Annotated in this window: 18 protein-coding genes and 1 tRNA gene; 18 read left to right on the top strand and 1 reads right to left on the bottom strand. The window is 39.4% G+C overall.

All coding sequences use genetic code 11. The features are described from left to right. Nucleotides 1-52 precede the first annotated feature (52 nt). The 5 genes from pgsA to HXT36_RS01715 all read left to right on the top strand — a co-directional run bounded on the left by pgsA (nt 53) and on the right by HXT36_RS01715 (nt 3,766). Nucleotides 53-667, top strand: a complete 615-nt coding sequence (gene pgsA / locus HXT36_RS01695; RefSeq protein WP_032815680.1) for a CDP-diacylglycerol--glycerol-3-phosphate 3-phosphatidyltransferase — start codon at nt 53-55, stop codon at nt 665-667. A gap of 4 nt (nt 668-671) precedes the next feature. Continuing rightward, nucleotides 672-1,412 (top strand): CinA family protein, encoded by a 741-nt coding sequence (locus HXT36_RS01700; protein WP_421779057.1) that lies wholly within the window; start codon nt 672-674, stop codon nt 1,410-1,412. Further along, nucleotides 1,399-1,632, top strand: a complete 234-nt coding sequence (locus HXT36_RS01705) for a DUF3046 domain-containing protein (RefSeq protein ID WP_020973608.1) — start codon at nt 1,399-1,401, stop codon at nt 1,630-1,632. Before HXT36_RS01700 ends, HXT36_RS01705 begins: the two co-directional genes overlap by 14 nt. A gap of 243 nt (nt 1,633-1,875) precedes the next feature. Beyond that, entirely contained in the window at nt 1,876-3,036 is a 1,161-nt protein-coding gene (gene recA, locus HXT36_RS01710; RefSeq protein WP_421779060.1) for a recombinase RecA, read from the top strand. A gap of 19 nt (nt 3,037-3,055) precedes the next feature. Continuing rightward, nucleotides 3,056-3,766, top strand: a complete 711-nt coding sequence (locus HXT36_RS01715) for a regulatory protein RecX (RefSeq protein WP_421779062.1) — start codon at nt 3,056-3,058, stop codon at nt 3,764-3,766. Nucleotides 3,767-3,777: 11 nt separating this feature from the next. Here the strand turns inward: HXT36_RS01715 and thrC are convergent, their stop codons facing one another. Beyond that, nucleotides 3,778-5,295 carry a threonine synthase gene (thrC, locus tag HXT36_RS01720; protein WP_421779064.1) on the bottom strand — a complete coding sequence of 506 codons (1,518 nt, stop codon included), beginning with the start codon at nt 5,293-5,295 and terminating at the stop codon, nt 3,778-3,780. Between the two features lie 72 nt (nt 5,296-5,367). Between thrC and HXT36_RS01725 the strand changes: the two genes are divergently transcribed. The 13 genes from HXT36_RS01725 (at nt 5,368) to HXT36_RS01785 (ending at nt 16,013) form a co-directional block, all read left to right on the top strand. Beyond that, the gene (locus tag HXT36_RS01725) at nt 5,368-6,726 is read left to right on the top strand and encodes a glutamate-5-semialdehyde dehydrogenase (RefSeq protein ID WP_421779066.1); all 1,359 of its coding nucleotides are present in this window, start codon (nt 5,368-5,370) and stop codon (nt 6,724-6,726) included. A gap of 16 nt (nt 6,727-6,742) precedes the next feature. Further along, nucleotides 6,743-7,327 (top strand): phosphoribosylglycinamide synthetase, encoded by a 585-nt coding sequence (locus HXT36_RS01730; RefSeq protein ID WP_421779068.1) that lies wholly within the window; start codon nt 6,743-6,745, stop codon nt 7,325-7,327. Nucleotides 7,328-7,381: 54 nt separating this feature from the next. Then, nucleotides 7,382-8,161: a nicotinate-nucleotide adenylyltransferase gene (nadD, locus tag HXT36_RS01735; RefSeq protein ID WP_018639219.1), complete on the top strand. Its 780-nt coding sequence runs from the start codon at nt 7,382-7,384 to the stop codon at nt 8,159-8,161. Between the two features lie 148 nt (nt 8,162-8,309). After that, the gene (locus HXT36_RS01740; protein WP_016635287.1) at nt 8,310-9,332 is read left to right on the top strand and encodes a ribose-phosphate diphosphokinase; all 1,023 of its coding nucleotides are present in this window, start codon (nt 8,310-8,312) and stop codon (nt 9,330-9,332) included. 86 nt (nt 9,333-9,418) lie between these two features. After that, nucleotides 9,419-9,489, top strand: a tRNA-Gln gene (locus HXT36_RS01745). 149 nt (nt 9,490-9,638) lie between these two features. Then, nucleotides 9,639-10,289 carry a CDP-alcohol phosphatidyltransferase family protein gene (locus tag HXT36_RS01750; protein WP_004133174.1) on the top strand — a complete coding sequence of 217 codons (651 nt, stop codon included), beginning with the start codon at nt 9,639-9,641 and terminating at the stop codon, nt 10,287-10,289. A 76-nt stretch (nt 10,290-10,365) separates the two neighbouring features. Then, nucleotides 10,366-11,124 carry a YebC/PmpR family DNA-binding transcriptional regulator gene (locus HXT36_RS01755; RefSeq protein ID WP_004113651.1) on the top strand — a complete coding sequence of 253 codons (759 nt, stop codon included), beginning with the start codon at nt 10,366-10,368 and terminating at the stop codon, nt 11,122-11,124. Nucleotides 11,125-11,130: 6 nt separating this feature from the next. Further along, nucleotides 11,131-11,712: a crossover junction endodeoxyribonuclease RuvC gene (ruvC, locus tag HXT36_RS01760; protein ID WP_004133171.1), complete on the top strand. Its 582-nt coding sequence runs from the start codon at nt 11,131-11,133 to the stop codon at nt 11,710-11,712. A gap of 60 nt (nt 11,713-11,772) precedes the next feature. Further along, the gene (gene ruvA / locus HXT36_RS01765) at nt 11,773-12,411 is read left to right on the top strand and encodes a Holliday junction branch migration protein RuvA (RefSeq protein ID WP_020973602.1); all 639 of its coding nucleotides are present in this window, start codon (nt 11,773-11,775) and stop codon (nt 12,409-12,411) included. 5 nt (nt 12,412-12,416) lie between these two features. Further along, nucleotides 12,417-13,496 (top strand): Holliday junction branch migration DNA helicase RuvB, encoded by a 1,080-nt coding sequence (gene ruvB / locus HXT36_RS01770; RefSeq protein WP_421779073.1) that lies wholly within the window; start codon nt 12,417-12,419, stop codon nt 13,494-13,496. Between the two features lie 68 nt (nt 13,497-13,564). Beyond that, nucleotides 13,565-13,990 (top strand): preprotein translocase subunit YajC, encoded by a 426-nt coding sequence (gene yajC, locus HXT36_RS01775; protein WP_016791980.1) that lies wholly within the window; start codon nt 13,565-13,567, stop codon nt 13,988-13,990. 17 nt (nt 13,991-14,007) lie between these two features. Next, a complete protein-coding gene (locus tag HXT36_RS01780; RefSeq protein ID WP_016635292.1) occupies nt 14,008-14,589 on the top strand; it encodes an adenine phosphoribosyltransferase in 582 nt (193 codons plus the stop codon). Between the two features lie 95 nt (nt 14,590-14,684). Beyond that, a complete protein-coding gene (locus tag HXT36_RS01785) occupies nt 14,685-16,013 on the top strand; it encodes a DUF6350 family protein (RefSeq protein WP_016791982.1) in 1,329 nt (442 codons plus the stop codon). The last annotated feature ends 22 nt before the right edge of the window (nt 16,014-16,035 follow it).

Below are 16,035 nucleotides of genomic sequence, written 5' to 3' on the forward strand. Positions count from 1 at the left end.
AGTTTTGCGTTTGCTATACCATGTTTGTGTAGCGGTTATGGAGGTATTAACGATGTTGCAAAATGGTAAGTCTAAGTTGCTAGAAGGTTGGAATTGTGCTCCAAACATTGTGACTTACATAAGAATAGCTCTTTCTGTTGTATTCATCGTTTTGTATCTTATCTCTGGACCTTGGGGCTATGCTTCTACTTCGGTTCGCTGGGCTGCATTTGCAATGTTTATAATCGCAGCTTCAACAGATAAATTAGACGGTTGGATGGCTAGAAAATATAATCAAGTTACAGAGCTTGGAAAACTCTTAGATCCTATTGCCGATAAGCTTTTAATACTTTCTGCTCTTATTATTGCTTCTGCTTTTGGCGAGCTTTATTGGTGGATTACTCTACTGTTTATTCTTAGAGAAATAGGCATTACTGTTTTGCGTTTTTACGTTATAGATAAAGGCGGAAAAGTTATTGCAGCATCTTGGGCTGGAAAATATAAGACGCTTTCTCAATCTGTTGGAATTTCAATGTTGCTTGCGCCTATTGTTCCAATATTTTGCGCTTACAATGTTTCTGTTTGGGTTGTGTGCTATTACTCGCTTTGCTACGGATTTATAGGCATTGCTCTTGGTTTTGCGCTTTATTCTGGATTCCTTTACGTGCGCGGTGCGTTTAAGCGATAGTAAAATGTGTGACGATTTGGTAAGCGATTTTACAAGCGATTCCACAGACTTTTTTGCAAGCAAAATTCTCGATTTTTGTGTGAATAATTCTTTGCATATTTCTTGTGCAGAATCTTTAACAGGAGGACTTCTTGCGGATTCGTTTGTAAATATTCCTGGAGCCTCAAAGGTTTTTCTTGGATCGGCTGTTACTTACGATATTCGCGAAAAATCTAAGATTCTTGGCGTGGATTGCGATTTGCTTAAAACTTGCGGTGCTGTAGAGCCTAGCGTTGCAAAGCAAATGGCGTTTGGTTGCGCAAGATTGTATAGCGGCGCAAAGTGGCAATATGATTGCACGGATTCTAGTAAAGATGTTGATAGCGCAGATTTTCCTGTTATTGGATTGTCTACTACTGGCGTTGCAGGGCCTGGTCCCGATGGCTTAAAACCGCAAGGATTGGCTTACGTTGGAATTTTTATTCCAAATGCTGCTTCAAAGCGCTGTTCTTCGCTTGATTTTGATTTAGTTTCGCTAAAAATTAACAATATTAAAGATCGTGTTTTTGAGTGTGAATGTGGCAAAATAAGCAATCTTTCTTTAAGTAGATGTTCTACTTATTCAGTTGACCACGGTTTTACGCTTTGCGCTCAACTAAATATTTCTGGAGATAGAAAAGACGTTCGTATTGGTGTTGTTAGCGCGCTAATTAAGATTTTCTATGCTCTTATTTTTGAAGATTGGATTTTTTATGCGCGAACGTGAATTTTGGGAGCTTCTTGAAGAAGTTTTCGGTAGAGAATTTGGTAGGAGTATTGCTAAAGACCAAGAGTTGCAAAAGCTTGATGGTATGAGTGCGCGCGAGGCGATTGATGCTGGCGTGGAGCCTAGAATTGTTTGGAATGTTTTATGTGATCACATGAATATTCCAGATAGCAAGCGTTGGGGTAAAGACCATAATGCTCCGCCACTTCCAGCAAAATAAGGGTTATTTTATTTTTTATTTTGATTGCGTGTATGTGTTTTTGTTGGAATTTCAAGCCAACACGCATATCGAACAAATGTTCGTTTATGGTGTATAATATTTAATTGTTGGTCTTCTTGCAGCGTGTAAGTGCCTATTGGTTATTGGAAAATAGCCTTTAACCACATTGCTCTAAAACGCTTGCACGGGCATCATGTATTGAGTATGGTCATCAATACATCGGCATGCGAAAGGAGTAATAATATGGCACAACAAACAAAAAAGGGTGCTGTGGATCGTCTTATTGATGCCGACAAGGCAGATCCACGTAGAAAAGCAGCGCTAGAGATGGCTCTTGCAAATGTTGAAAAACAATATGGCAAGGGTTCTGCAATGCGATTAGGAGATAAGCCACTGCAAGACGTTGAGGTTATTCCTACTGGTTCTTTAGCTCTAGACATGGCTTTGGGAATTGGTGGCGTTCCTCGTGGGCGTATTGTAGAGGTTTATGGTCCTGAATCTTCTGGTAAAACAACGTTAGCTTTGCACATTGTTGCTAATGCTCAAAAGAATGGCGGAGTTGCAGCGTTTATTGATGCTGAGCATGCGTTGGATCCAGTTTATGCGCGTAAATTAGGTGTAGATACAGATTCTCTTATTGTTTCTCAGCCAGATAATGGTGAGCAAGCTTTAGAGATTGCGGATATGCTTATTCGATCTGGCGCTTTAGATGTTATAGTTGTTGATTCTGTAGCAGCGCTTGTTCCAAAAGCCGAAATTGACGGAGACATGGGAGATAGCCATGTTGGTTTGCAAGCTCGCTTAATGAGTCAGGCTTTAAGAAAGATGACAGGAGCTTTGTCTCAAGCTGGAACAACCGCAATCTTTATTAATCAGCTTCGAGAAAAAATCGGTGTGTTCTTTGGTAGTCCAGAAACAACTACAGGTGGTAAAGCTCTTAAATTCTATTCGTCTGTTCGAATGGATATTAGGCGTGTTTCTACTATTAAAAACGGGGAAGAAGCTGTTGGAAATCGAACTAAAGTAAAGATTGTTAAGAATAAAATGGCTCCTCCTTTCAAAACAGCTGAATTTGATGTTCTTTATGGAGAAGGAATATCTACTGAAGGCTCTGTAATTGATATGGCTGTACAGTGTGACGTTATTAAAAAGTCTGGTTCTTGGTTTACGTATGAGGGCGAACAGCTTGGTCAAGGTAGAGAAAACGTGCGTCAATTCCTTAAAGATAATCCTGCTATTACGGAAGAAATTAGCGATAAAGTAAAAGTTGCTTTTGGGCTAATGAAGCCAGAAGATCAATTTGTTGAAGTAGAAGATGAAGACGATAGCGAAAAAGCAAAGTCGAATTCTAATGCAGCAAATAAGTCAGATGCTTCTAGTAAAGATTCCAAGAATGAAGACTAATAGATTAGAAGACTAATAGATGATTAGTGTTGAGAGTTTTCTTCGCAATCATAAGCCAGTAGATGCTTCTGTTTTTAACAAAAATGATGTTAAAAACAAGAATGTGTATGCAGAAGATGATTGTAGTTTAGAAGTTGTTAATTCGCATTATTCAGAGAATAGTATTGAAATAGGTGATTGCGAAGAAGACTCATGCCATTCGTCTTATAGATTGCAAAAGTATAACTCTTTTAATAATAAAGCTGTTAAAAAAGTAGACTCTAAAAAAGCATGCGACTTTGATAGTTGCAAAGAGTGTGCTTTAAGAATGTTAGATTATGCTGCAAGATCTTCAAACGACTTAAAAAATAGGCTTATAGATAAGGGCTACAGAGAGAATATTGTTGAATCTGTAATAATTCGTTTAGAAGATTTGCACTTGATTAACGATGAACAATATGCTCAATCTGTTATACGCTCATGCTCAAGTAGAACATTAGGAGAACGTGCAACTCGCATGGAGTTGCAAAAAAAGGGAGTTGCTTCTGCAATAATAACCTCATCTTTGCAAGATGCTAGAGAAAACGGTGTTTTTGAACAAAGCGCATGGAGTTTAGGCAAAAAGGTAGCACAGCGAACAAAAAATCTAGAACCAGATGTTAGAAGGAGAAGATTCTTCTCTGCAGGAGCTAGAAAAGGTCACGATTTAAACACGTTAAACGAAGTATATTATGCTCTGTTTAAGTCTTAAACTATTAGGACTTAGCAGATTTCGTTAGCGCACTTAAGAACGTAATCTGGCATATCTTCAACATTAATAACATCGTTGAATCTAGCTGTTTTATTCTTAAGTTCGCTAAGCATTTTAGGAGCGTTTGTAGAAGTTTTTCTTTCTAGCAAATCCATGCAAGCAAAATCATCTAATCCTTCAACATTTAAGCCTAAAGATTCGCAAACAACTCTAGGGAACTTATACGGGCTTGCAGTGCTTAAAAGAACGCGAGGAACACTAGAATCATGAGGAATATGGCTCATAACAAAGTATCCGCAAGCAGTATGTGGGTCAATAACATAATTATGCTTATTCCAGCATTCTTTTATGGAATCGCGAATTTGATCCTCGTTTGCCCATCCGCATCCAAAAAGTTCTCGAATTTTAGAAAGCACGTCTTCTGGTACTTCAAAAGCGCCCCATTGTTGCAAATCATTCATAAGCATTTGCAAAAGTCGCGTATCTTTATTGCACATGTAGTAAAGCATGCGTTCCAAATTAGAAGAAACAAGAATATCCATAGAAGGCGCAACCGTTTGATGGAAAGGTCGAATCTTGTTATATGTTCCGCTAACCAAAAAGTCAAACAAAACATTGTTGCTATTGCTTGCAACAATCAAGTGCTTTACAGGAAGACCAAGCATTTTTGCATAATATCCAGCAAGAATATTGCCAAAATTGCCACTTGGAACGCAAAATTCCACTTCGTCTCCAAGCTTTATAGATCCGCGTTCAACAAGCTTAGAATAAGCGTAAAAGTAGTAAACAACTTGAGGAATAAGCCTGCCTATATTAATCGAATTAGCAGAAGAAAGCAAAGCATTATTGTTGTTCTTAATCGATTCATTAATTGAGTCGTTAGTAAAGATTTGCTTAACGCTGCTTTGAGTGTCGTCAAAATTACCTCTAACAGCGCAAACTTTTACGTTACTTCCGCTTTGAGTTGTCATTTGCAATTCTTGAACTTTACTTACTTTGCCTTCTGGGTAAAAAGTGACCATAGAAGTGCCTTCAACATTTGCAAAGCCAGCTAGCGCAGCTTTGCCTGTATCTCCCGAAGTAGCTGTAAGAATCATAACGTTTTGGCTAGAGTCAGAAGCATTTTTTGAGCAACGAATAAATTGTGGCAAAATTTGCAAAGCAACATCTTTAAAAGCGCAAGTAGGACCGTGGAAAAGCTCTAAAACAAAATCATTGTTAGTGCCAAGCTGCTTTAATGGAGTAATTTCGCAATCTTCCCATTGATCTCCATAAGCATTTTCAACGCACTCATCAAGCTCGCTAGAAGTAAAATCTGGAAGGAGGATTTGAAGAACATCTTTAGCGATTTGCTTATAAGATTTTCCAACAATATTAGAAATATTGTAGCGAGTTTCACCAAGGCAATCCGTAACAAACAGGCCACCATCTTCTGCTATGCCTCTACGAATAGCTTGCTTCGAAGTGTAGGTTTTAGAGTTAGACCTAGTGCTGTGAAACATAACTGCATTCGTAGTGTTTTCTGCCATGATTCCTCCATTTGTGTCAATTGTTATACATAATACCCGAAGCGTTGGAGCCTAAGCACTGCTATTGCTAATATGTTCAATATGATTAATCTCAATACAAAGTTTGACGAAACGCATAATAGTGAGCAAGTCAATAGTTCTAAAGAGCATGGGGACTCTACAGATTCTATTGTTTTTTCTAGAGCAGATGATGCGCGAATCGCACAAAGAGAATTTGCTAAAGCTAATGCCACTTTTAAGAACAATCTTTTAAATGCTATTGCTGATTCTCTTGAAAATAACGCAGAATTTATTGAAAAAGCAAACAAGCAAGACTTAGAAAAAGCGCAAAAAAATGGTATGGATGCTGGAAAACTAGACAGACTTGTGTTTAATAAAGAAAGAATAGTTAAATCAGCTCAAAGCGTTAGAAAAATAGCACAATTGCAAGATCCTGTTGGTCAAATTGTTCGAGGATACACGCTGGAAAATGGTATTAGACTTTCTCAAGTAAGAGTACCAATTGGCGTAATGGGAATGATTTACGAAGCTAGACCAAATGTAACTGTTGACGTTGCGTCTTTGTGCGTAAAATCTTCAAATGCTGTAATTTTAAGAGGCGGAAGTGCAGCAGAATGCACAAATCGCGCAACTATTAGTGTGTTAAAGCAAGTCTTAAAAGATTTTGGTGTAAGTGAAAATCTTATAGAATCCGTTGATGATTTAGGCAGAAGCGGCGCAACGTCAATGATGCACGCTCATGGTCATATTGATGTTCTTGTTCCTAGAGGAAGCGCAAATCTAATCGCGGCAGTTGTTAAGGAATCAACAGTCCCAGTCATAGAAACTGGTGCTGGAAACGTTCATATTTATGTAGATAAAACAGCAAACTTTAGTCAAGCAATTCCGATTATTATAAACGCAAAAACGCAACGAGTCGGAGTTTGTAACGCTGCAGAAAAATTACTTGTAGATAAAAGCATTGCTAAAGATTTTCTTCCAAAAGTCGCAAGTGAATTAGCGAATCGTAATGTTTTGATTCATGCTGATGAAGAATCATACAATATTTTATCATCCGCAAATATAAGTGGCATTAAACTAGAGCATGCAAATAATGAAGATTGGTCTACGGAATACTTGTCTTTGCAAATCGGAGTAAAAGTTGTAGATGGTGTTAAGGATGCCATTAATCATATTTCAAAATATTCAACGGGTCACACGGAAACGATTATTGCGCAAGACTACTTAACGATTAATGAGTTTGTTTCGTCAATAGACAGCGCGGTTGTTATGGTAAATGCTTCAACAAGGTTTACAGACGGCGGCGAATTTGGTTTTGGAGCGGAGCTTGGAATTTCCACTCAAAAGTTGCATGCAAGAGGGCCAATGGGCTTAGTAGAGATGACAACTACAAAGTGGATCGGCTACGGGCAAGGACAAATAAGGGCTTAAGAGTAAGGTTAAGAATATGCCTGATACATCACAATCACAATCGTCTAAAATTGCTAAAAATCAATCAAACGAGGATCTAAGCTTATCTAACGGTGTAGGTGCTTCTAATGTGCTTGATGCTTTAGATGTTGCAGCAGAAAGATTGTCTATTGTTCGTTACGTGTTTTTAGTTCAAATAGAAGATGGGATTGCTTCTGCAAGTCAAAGGTCTTCTCTTGAGTATGCTGACGCTGTTTTAATGGGTTGGCCAGATAGAGATAATCGAGATGTTGTTACGCCAGAAAATAGCGAAACAATAGATGAAGTTAATAAGAATTTGCAAAAAATGGAAAGCAATATAGCTGAATTTAGTAAGCTTGAGCGCGCTAGTCTTATAGACAATATGAGCGAAGTTCTTGTAGAGATTACGGAGTGTGTTGCAAACATTAGAGGTGTTTTCCAGCCTGATTTTGCTCTTCCAACGTTTGAAGAAATTAAGCGCGTTGTTCAAGATGAGTGGAATGAAGAAATGGGGAACATTAATCCAGATAAAGCAAATGTTGCTTCCAGCGTAATTGATGAAGTTAAAGCAGATGATGCGGCAGATGCAGCTAACGCATAATGTATCTAATGCATAAAATGCGACTAATTTAAAATAAAATGGGATTTTGTTTAAATGAGTGATTCATCTACAGAACGCAGAATGTCGGATTTGTTCCAAGGTTCTTTTGACCAAAGTCAAGCTAGTGTGCCAGTTTCGGCAAATTCTTCTAGGCTTAAGCACTCTGCAAGAGGAAATGTTCATCAACATCCGCGCATAGGAATTATGGGTGGCACTTTTGATCCGATTCATAATGGCCACTTGGTAGCAGCTTCCGAAGTTGCGTGGGTTTATGATTTAGACGAAGTTATTTTTGTTCCTACTGGAAAGCCTGTTTTTAAGCTAGACAAAAAAGTCACAAATGCAGAAGACAGATATTTGATGACTGTAATCGCAACAGCTTCAAATCCAAAATTTACAGTTTCTAGAGTGGATATTGATAGGCCTGGCGTTACTTACACAATCGATACGCTTCGAGACATTCGCGCACAACACCCAGACGCGGAGCTTTTCTTTATTACTGGAGCAGACGCTATTGCAGAGATTATGCAATGGAAAAATGCTAGAGAATTATGGAGTTTGGCTAGATTTGTTGCAGTTACACGTCCAGGGTATGCAAGTCCAGAAAAGTTTACACAAATTGAGGCTCGTTCCGCGTCTTACGATTCTTGCGACGATATGATTAATTGTCACAATCATCGTTTTCCAGTTGACATATTGGAGATTCCAGCGTTGGCAATTTCTTCAACAGATGTTCGCAAGCGTGCAGAGCATGGGGAGCCAGTTTGGTATTTGGTTCCAGACGGCGTTGTTCAATACATTGTTAAACACGGTTTATACATACGCGATTTGTAATGATTTGTAATGTTTTTTGTAAGGATTTGCAACTGTTTGCAAGCATTTGTTATGTATGAAACGGCTTAATTGTTATAGTCTGCGCAAATAGATAGTATTGAACTCAGTCCGATTTTTGTGGACTGTTAGCGAACTAGCGTTTGGAGATATGGTGAGCATCGTCCTTGAAGGAAAGCCAGATAAAAACCTTGTTCTCGTAACTGGTCGCGCGCATCCTAAGCTTGCTAAAGATGTTGCGAATCAGCTTGGTATAGAAGTATTGGAAACAACGGCATACGATTTTGCTAATGGCGAGATGTATGTTCGTTACACTCAGTCTGTGCGAGGAACAGACGTGTTTGTGTTGCAAAGTCATAGTGACCCTGTTAATAAGTCCATTATGGAACAGTTAATTATGATTGATGCATTAAAGCGCGCGTCTGCTCGTTCTATTACCGCTGTGTGCCCGTTGCTTGGATATTCTAGACAAGATAAAAAGCATCGCGGTCGTGAGCCTATCTCTTGCCGCTTGATGTTTGATTTACTTAAAACAGCAGGCGCAGATCGCATTATGAGCGTTGATTTGCATGCTGCGCAATCGCAAGGATTCTTTGATGGTCCTGTAGATCATTTGATTGCTATGCCAGTTTTGGTGGACTATGTAAGGGATCGCTTTAGCGAAGATTTAGGCAATGTTACCGTTGTTTCGCCAGATGCAGGGCGAATTCGTGTTGCAGAACAGTGGGCGCAAAGATTGGGCGGAGGCCCATTGGCTTTTGTTCATAAGACTAGAGATATTACGCGTCCAAATCAAGCTGTTGCAAATCGTGTAGTTGGTGATGTTGCTGGTCGCGATTGCGTTATGGTAGACGATTTAATCGATACTGCTGGAACGATCGCAGGTGCTTGCAATGTTCTTAAAGATGCTGGCGCTAAGTCTGTAACTGTTGTTGCAACGCACGGAGTTCTTTCTGGACCTGCAGTTGAGCGATTAAAGAATTGCGGAGCTAGAGAAGTTGTGTTAACAGATACTGTTCCAATTCCACAAGAAAAGCGTTGGGATGGGTTGACGGTTCTTTCTATTGCTCCACTTTTGGCAAGCGCTATTAAAGCTGTGTTTGAAGATGGGTCTGTTGCAAAGCTGTTTGACACATACCCAGAGCACCACGGAAAAGGGTTTTTGTTTGCATAAATTTGCATAAATCCTATTTCGCCACGCCAAGCTTGACGATTTTGATTGTTGTGGCATAATAGTGACTTGGCGGTTTTTTCCGCCGTTCCCTCATGGTGTAATGGCAGCACACGGGTCTTTGGAACCCTTTGTCTTGGTTCGAATCCAGGTGAGGGAGCTAGAATTAGCGCCGCTTAGTTTTAAGCGGCGTTTTTGTTAACGCGGTGATGAGTTTAGAAGTGATTTGTGTTTGAATACTCGTGTTTGAATACTCGTGTTTGAGCGCTGTGTTTGAATGATTATATTTGAATCAAAGAAAGGCTTAATATGTTGGAATCTTTAAGAAGTGGATTCAAACGTGTTATTTTGCCAATCGCAAAGCTTCTTGTTAAATTTGGATGTAGCGCTAACAGTGTTACGATTTTTGGCACCATTGCACTTGTTGCAACTTCTGTTTTTATTTCTATAAGCGGCCAGCTTTTTATTGGCACTATTTTGCTTACGATTTTTGTTCTTGCAGACGCTTTAGATGGCTCTGTTGCTGCTTTAACAAACAAGAATGGTGGCACTAAATTTGGCGCATTTTTAGATTCAACTCTAGATAGAATTGCAGATTGGTCGCTTTTTGCTTGTGTTTGCATTTGTTTATATCGCGCAAATAATCTAAACATTTGCTTATATTTGCCATTTTACGTGAATAATTTTTTGAGATATTGCGGATTAGTGTGCTCGCTAGTATCTATGATGTTTGCTTTTGTAACGTCATATGCGAGAGCAAGAGGCGAGTCTGTTGGAGTAGACGCTAAAAAAGGATTGATTACTCGCGCCGATAGAGTTGCAATAATTCTAGTTTCAATGGGATTAAGCGGATTAACGGGTTGGTTATTGTGGCTTTGCTTAGCAATGATTATTCTTTGCATTGGTGGAGCTATAACTGTTTTTCAGCGCATTTTTGAAGTTAAAAATTTGCTTAAATAAATTCAATTTGGTGATTTGTCGCTAAAGCGCATTAAAATCATCACGTTTACGTAACCGTACACTTTTTAGGAGTATCATGTCAGGTCATTCCAAGTGGGCGACCACAAAGCACAAGAAGGCCGCTATCGACGCAAAGCGCGGCAAGCTTTTCGCCAAGCTTATTAAGAATATTGAAATCGCAGCTCGTCTTGGTGGTGGAGACCCAGATGGTAACCCAACTTTGTACGATGCAATCGTTAAAGCCAAGAAAGCTTCTATGCCAGCAGACAACATTAAGCGTGCTGTTAAGCGTGGCTCTGGAGAAGAAGCAGGCGGCGCAAACTACGAAGAGATTGTTTACGAAGGCTATGCTCCTGCAGGCGTTGGCTTGATTATTGAGTGCCTTACAGATAATCGCAATCGCGCTGCAGCAGATGTTCGTTCCACTCTTACAAAGGGCAATGGCTCTTTGGCTACAAGTGGTTCTGTGAGCTTTAACTTTGAGCGCAAGGGCTTGATTGAAGTTCCTAGCGAAGGTGTTGACTATAGCAAGCTTTTTGATATTGCTGCAGAAGCAGGTGCTGAAGACGTTGCAGACGATGGAGACGTGTACTCCGTATACACGGATTCTAGCGATTTGGTAACTGTTCGTAAGGCTTTGCAAGATGCTGGTTTTGACTACGATTCTGCAGAAATCGTTATGCATCCAAATAACGAGGTTGAGTTGAGCTTTGAAGATGCTCAAAAGGTGTCTCGCTTGATTGACAATCTCGATGATTTGGACGATGTTCAAAATATTTATAGCAACTGGACTGCTTCGGATGAAGTTATGGCTCAGCTTGAGGAAGCAGAATAGTTTCCAATGATGATTTTGGGCGTTGACCCCGGGCTTACTCGCTGCGGGGTCGGCGTGATTGAAGCCGGCGTTTCTCGTCGGCTTTCTTTTATTCACGTCGATGTTTTAAGAAGCAATCCAAAAACTTCTCAAGATTTAAGATTGCTAGAAATTTACAATGGTCTTGTGGAGAAAATCGAGAGGTTTTCGCCAGATGTTGTTTCGATTGAGCGCGTGTTTGCTCAAGAAAATCGAAATACGGTGCTTGGAACTGCTCAAGTTGCAGGAATCGCTATGCTTGTTGCAGCTCAAAGGGGTATTCCTGTTGCTTTACACACTCCAACGGAGGTTAAACTTGCTGTTGCAGGCAGTGGTAGTGCTGGCAAAGAGCAAGTAGAGCGCATGGTTGCGCGTCTTTTGAATCTTAATGTTTTACCAACTCCTGCAGATGCTGCCGATGCTTTAGCTCAAGCTATTTGCCATGCTCTTAGGCCTGCAGGCGCATTGCAAGGAGGAGAGCGAGAGCAGCATTTAACAGATGCTCAAAGAAAGTGGGCCGAGTCTTTGCGTGCGGCGCGCGGATCAAGTTCTGTCGGGCGAGGTATGTAGGATGTTTATAGAACAGATGTTCTATAGGTTGTAGGGATTTATTCAGAAAGGTGAGCGCTGATGATCGGTATGCTTAATGGCGTAGTGGAATCTATCGATTCGCGTTGTGCGCTTGTCTGTGTTTGTGGCGTTGGCTACGAGGTATATATGCCTTCGTCAGATTTATCATCTCTGCGCGAAGGTCAAGAAGTTAGAGTTTATACGTCTTTGCAAGTTAGTCAAGATGCTATTACGCTCTATGGTTTTACGAGTATGGCTGCAAAGCGTATTTTTCTTCAAATTCAACAAAAAGTTAGTGGAGTAGGTCCTAAAGTCGCTCTTTCTTTGCTTTCAACATTAAGCGTAGATCGTTTGATTAAGGCTATTGCGGATTCAGATGTTTCTGCGCTTTCTTCCGCTCCTGGGCTGGGAAAAAAGGGTGCACAAAAAATTATCCTCGAGCTTAAAGGCTCTATTGACGTGTCTTTATTAGCACAAGATAGCGTGGATAAAAATGTAAACAAGAATATAAGCGATTTTATTGATTCTTCTATGCAAAAAGTTGTTGTTGGATTGATGTCTTTAGGCTGGAAGCAGTTTGATGCTCAAAAAGCAGTGGAAAGCGTTTGTAAACAAGAGCATATTTCTTTGCCAATTAGAGATGAAGATATGCCAACAGTTTTGCGCATGGCTTTGTCTTCGCTGGATAGAGGCAGGTGACGATTATGAGTTTTGGCGAGAAAATCAACAGCGAGAAAATCAACAACGTGCAATCTGTTAATACTGGCGTATCAGAAGATTCATTAAGAATAGTATCTTCTAGTGCTATAGAAAACGAGCAAATTAGTGATGAGGAGTTACGTCCTCATGCTCTGGATGGTTTTATTGGTCAGCCTTTATTAAAAGCGCAATTGCAACTTTTTTTGGATGCTGCAAGATTGCGTAATGTTCCTCCCGATCATATGCTTCTTGCGGGTCCTCCTGGTCTTGGAAAAACAACTTTAGCAATGATTGTTGCTAACGAATTAGGCGTTTCTATTCGAGTTACTTCTGGCCCTGCTATTCAACATGCTGGGGATTTAGCATCAATTTTAAGCTCTCTAGATACAGGTGAAGTGTTGTTTATTGATGAGATTCATCGACTTCCTCGCGCTGCAGAAGAGTTGCTTTATATCGCTATGGAAGATTTTCGAGTAGACGTTATGGTTGGAAAAGGGCCTGGAGCGTCTTCTATACCGCTTACTTTGCCTCATTTTACGGTTGTTGGCGCAACTACTAGAGAAGGCATGCTTCCTTCTCCTCTTAGAGCGCGTTTTGGTTTTACTGCTCACTTGGATTTTTATCCTCACGAAGAGCTAGAGAAGCTTATTGAGCGTTCTTCCGCACTTTTAGGCGTAAATCTTGCATGCCAAGCGGCAAAAGAGCTTGCTTTGCGTTCTAGGGGAACTCCTAGGATTGCAAACAGACTTTTGAGGCGTGTTAGAGATTGGGCAGTAGTCCATAATCTTAAAGAAGTAAATCGCGAGTCTGTAATCGAGGCTTTATCTTTGTATCAAATAGATACTCAAGGCCTTGATCGTTTAGATATTGCTGTTCTAAAAGCTATTGTGGTTCAATTTAATGGTGGTCCTGTAGGGCTTAATAACTTGGCTGCAATGGTTGGAGAAGAGTCGGAAACTGTGGAAACTGTTTGTGAACCATATTTGGTTCGAGAAGGCTTTCTTGTTAGAACACCTAAAGGCAGAGTTGCAACTGAAAAAGCTTGGCAACATTTAGGTCTTAAAGCACCCGATAATGTCAGATAGATAACATAAAATAGTTGATTTGGACGGTGTTTTGCCGTCTTAGGGTTGGATAACTTAAGGAGTTTATTGTGCCCCAATTCTTTCAACAGTATGGCATGCTTATTGTTCTTGTAATTGCCATGGTTGGTATCATGTGGTTCCAATCTCGTAACATGAAAAAGCGCCAAACTGAATTGCGTTCTTTCCATGATTCGTTAAAGCCTGGTGTTGAGGTTATAACCATTGGCGGAATTATTGGTAAAGTTGTTAGCGTTGATGCAGATCACGAAGAGATTGTTTTAGATTCAGAAGGTAGTCTGCTTCGCGTATCTTTCCGTGCTGTTAACAGGGTTTACGTTCGCGTAGATTTTAATAGCTACGATAAAGAAGATAGTGCCGAAGGCGCTAATAATGCAGATAGCGCAGAAGATAACGAATCGCAAGAATCGCAAGAATCCAATGAATCTAACGAGGTTCAAGAATCTAGCGAATCTAATGAAAATAAAGAAAACTAGAATAGAACGCTAGGATTATGACAACAACTGATATTACGGTAAATCCTCTAAAGAATGTTAGTAGTGAAGATGCTAATTATTTAGTATCTCTTGTTCGCACAATTCCAGGATTCCCTAATCCAAAGATTGTTTTTCGCGATTTTCTACCAGTATTTGCAGATGCTCGTGGTATGAACATTCTTATTGAGTCACTTGTTGATTCTTTGCCAGTTTCTAAAGATTCTTTTGATTTAGTTGCAGGTCTTGAAGCTCGTGGATTCTTATTTGGCCCAGTATTAGCTGCACGCTTAAATAAGGGTTTTGTTGCCGTAAGAAAAGCAGGGAAGTTGCCGCCAGAAGTTATTAGTGAATCGTATTCTCTTGAATATGGAGAAGCTAAAATCGAGATTGAAAAAGACTCGATTAAACCTGGCCAGCGTGTTCTTATTGTTGATGATTTGATTGCAACAGGAGGAACCGCAAAAGCTGCTGCAAGGCTTGTTGAAAGATCCGAAGGTGTTGTTGCTGGATTCTGTTTTGTAATGGAGCTAACGGGCATTAACGGAATGAGCGACTTGCAATCCTATAAGTGCTCTAGCTTAATGAACATGCCGGCTTAAACACAGCAAATAATAGTTTTAGGAAAAGCGTTAAATACGTAGATAATCCAAAATAATCCAAGTCTAAACTTTAAGAACGTAGGGGAGGAACAATTTTGAAAAAACTAAAATCTTCTCTTATTAGCGTTTTGAAGGGTTTAGCTATTCCAGCAATAGCTATTTTTGTTTTTGCTCTTATTGTTGGGTTGTTTATGTCTTTAACGCTTTTAGTAATTTCGATTGAAGAAGGAACTGGTAATCTTTCTGATTCATCAATGTCTTTAACATGGGCCGTACTTCTTTTTGCACAAGGTGTTGGTCTTGGTTTTGACGATTTTGTTCTTACGATTATTCCTCTTGGATTAACAATTCTTTTAGTTTCATCTCTTGCAATTGCAATGAGAAAGCTAAAAGGCGGTCAATTAGCCAATTCAATAGGATTATTTGTTTGGGTTTTTGCAAATTATGTAATATCCCAAAATACTAATATTGAGTTGTTGGATTCTTTGCCAATAATATTGCTAAAAAGTGTTTGTGTGTATATTTTGGCTATGATGATTGCTGTTTTTCCATATTCTTCTACGTTTGCACAAATAAAACAAAAGTTGGCAAAGCATTTTTCTGAGCGAATAATTAAATGTGCAAAAATCTGTTTTTATTGCTCTGTAAGTGTTTTAGTTATTTACGCAATTGTTGCACTTTTAACAATCATCTTTTGGTGTGTAGTTGGTTCAAGCAACGTTGAGATTGCATTTTCTAAGCTAGGAATGCAAATCGGTTCTAGGATTTTAACATCTATTGCCTGTTTAGTGTGGTTGCCGAATATTGCACTATGGGCATTATCTTGGATTTCTGGAGCAGGATTCAACATTGGAGATATTGCAAGCTTTAGTATTTTTTCTGTTAGCAAAAAATCGTTACCACCTATTCCACTTTTTGCAATATTTCCAGACGCTATAAAAGATTCATTCTATAGAACAGCTTCGGTTAGTATATTGTTTGTTTTGTGCGCTATTTTGGCATCGTTTATAATTTTGTACTCAAAGTTGTGCAACCTTAGAATCATATTTGATAACAATAAAGTAGACTGGAAGAAAACAGCTTTTGCATTTGTTCAATCTGCAATAGTTCTAGTAGCGTCTTGCATGGCAATAATACTTGTTATGAGTGTATTGCTTCTATTTGCGAATGGTAGTTTGGGAAGATTTAGATTAGCACATGTTGGAGTTAATGTAAGTAGAAGTCTTCGTTCCTTAGGCCATTTAACAATATACGGTTTTGGCTTTGCTTGGCTTGTTATTCTTTTTGTTTGCGCAATAATAGTTGGTATTCGACTTTTAAGCAATAAAATTTTATCCGAAAATCAACCTTTGCTTGAGAGCAAAACTGAAACTAGTAATCTTGAGTCAACTAGAACAGTCAGCTCAAAAGCTAATAAAAAATAAATCCTCATCCAACACAAGGAGG

Origin of the sequence: Gardnerella sp. DNF01144 (assembly GCF_049244245.1) — a bacterium.
Taxonomy (GTDB): domain Bacteria; phylum Actinomycetota; class Actinomycetes; order Actinomycetales; family Bifidobacteriaceae; genus Bifidobacterium; species Bifidobacterium piotii.